Raw genomic sequence first — 1,790 nt, forward strand, 5'->3', positions numbered from 1 at the left:
CGCGGGCGACGTCGCGCAGCTCCTGGACGAGTTCACCCCCGAAGGCGTCATCGGTCAGCACGAGGCCGTGCTGAGCGACCTCACCGCCGCGCTCGAGCAGCTGCTCAAGACGCCCCCGAAGTCCAAGCCCTCACCCTTCTCCTGGGCGCACGTCACCGGCCAGACCAGGGCCCAGCTGTGGCAGGACCTCGCCGCGTGGATCGACCAGCACAACACCCGCTTCGGGCAGGCCGACTCCGCCCTGCACCTCACCGCCTGCTGGTACCGCCACCCCGTCGTCGTGGAGGAGCTCACCGCCCTGATGGAGGCCTGGCGCACGGCCTACCTCGGCCACCAGGCCCCCACCACCGACGCGATCTACTACCTGCAGACCTTCTTCCACCCCACGGTGCACCGCATCCACACCGCCGCATGGGGCCTGAAGAACTGCACCGGCGGTCACCGCGAACCCACCCTCTACCCCTCCCCGAACACGTTCGACGCCGACGCCTACGACCGCCACGTCGCCAGCGACCTGGCCACCCACCCCGACCCCCCACCCCAGGCCCGCACGCCCGAAGGAGACGAGCCGAAATGACCGCGATCACCGTGTTCGGCAAGCCGAACTGCGTGCAGTGCAAGCAGACCGTCAAAGCCTTCGAGAAGGCCGGCCTTCAGGAGGGGGAGGACTTCACCTACCGCGACGTCACCGAAGACCCCCGCGCCTACGCCTACGTCACCGAAGAGCTCGGCTACTCCGCCGCACCCGTCGTCGTCCTGGACGACCAGGACCACTGGAGCGGGTACAACCCCCTGCACAACCGCCGCGCGATCACCTGGGCCCACGCCCAACGCCCCACCCCGGCCGCCGCGGCGCCCGCCCTCGACACGGCCACGCATCAGCAGCTGCAGCCCGAGCACCCAGCCGAAGCCCGCGCCCCGACGCCCGCCACCTCCGCGGCGACGACGGCCGCACCGGCTGGTGTCATCGACCTGTCCGCGCGGCTGGCTCAGATGCGCGCCGACTCCCACCACCTCACCGCAGCCGCCGCCACGCTCGCCCAGTTGGCCGGCCCCACGCCGGCGCCGCGCCCGAGCCCGGCGCCCCCGCTGCCGGCGGCGCACCCCGGGCTGGGGATGCGCGCATGAACCCCACCCACCTGGCGCTGAGCGCCGCCGCACCCGCCCGCGGGCGCACCGAGAAGGAGTAGGTCATGGCCGGCGAGACCGTCATCACCGTGGTCGGGAACCTCACCGCAGATCCCGAGCTGCGCTTCACCCCCTCGGGCGCCGCCGTCGCCAACTTCACCATCGCCTCCACCCCCCGCACCTACGACCGCAGCTCCGGAGAGTGGAAGGACGGCGACACGGTCTTCATGCGCTGCTCCCTGTGGCGCGAAGCCGCCGAGAACCTCGCCGAGTCCCTCACCAAGGGCACGCGCGTCGTGGCGCACGGCCGCCTCGCACAACGCGACTACGAGACCCGCGAGGGGGAGAAGCGGACCGTCGTCGAGCTCCAGGTCGACGAGATCGGACCCTCCCTCCGCTACGCCATCGCCACGATCACCCGCACCCCCCGCAGCGGACCCAGGGACACCCCCACCGGGCCCGCGTCGACCGGTCGAGACACCACCGACCCCTGGACCACGCAGCCCTCCGGTGGGTTCACCGACGAGCCCCCGTTCTAGCCCCAATTTCCACCACGTCGAACCGGGCATCACCGCCTCGGCGTCGCCCCCACCGAAGGAGCAGACGTGACCACACCCACCACCACGCCACAGCCGCCCGCTGGTCCCGGGTCGTCGCAGCCG

At 72.2% G+C, this 1,790-nt stretch carries 3 protein-coding genes; all 3 read left to right on the forward strand.

What is annotated here, in order from left to right; all coding sequences use genetic code 11:
- The coding region (locus tag FH969_RS14815) for a DUF4913 domain-containing protein (protein WP_139987964.1) at positions 1 to 577 on the forward strand (577 nt) is incomplete at its 5' end.
- Entirely contained in the window at positions 574 to 1,128 is a 555-nt protein-coding gene (locus FH969_RS16095) for a glutaredoxin family protein (protein ID WP_139987966.1), read from the forward strand. The genes FH969_RS14815 and FH969_RS16095, both read left to right, overlap by 4 nt.
- Before the next feature lie 65 nt (positions 1,129 to 1,193).
- Positions 1,194 to 1,667, forward strand: a complete 474-nt coding sequence (locus FH969_RS14825; RefSeq protein ID WP_139987968.1) for a single-stranded DNA-binding protein — start codon at positions 1,194 to 1,196, stop codon at positions 1,665 to 1,667.
- The last annotated feature ends 123 nt before the right edge of the window (positions 1,668 to 1,790 follow it).

Origin of the sequence: Miniimonas arenae (assembly GCF_006351005.1) — a bacterium.
In the GTDB taxonomy this organism is placed as follows: domain Bacteria; phylum Actinomycetota; class Actinomycetes; order Actinomycetales; family Beutenbergiaceae; genus Miniimonas; species Miniimonas arenae.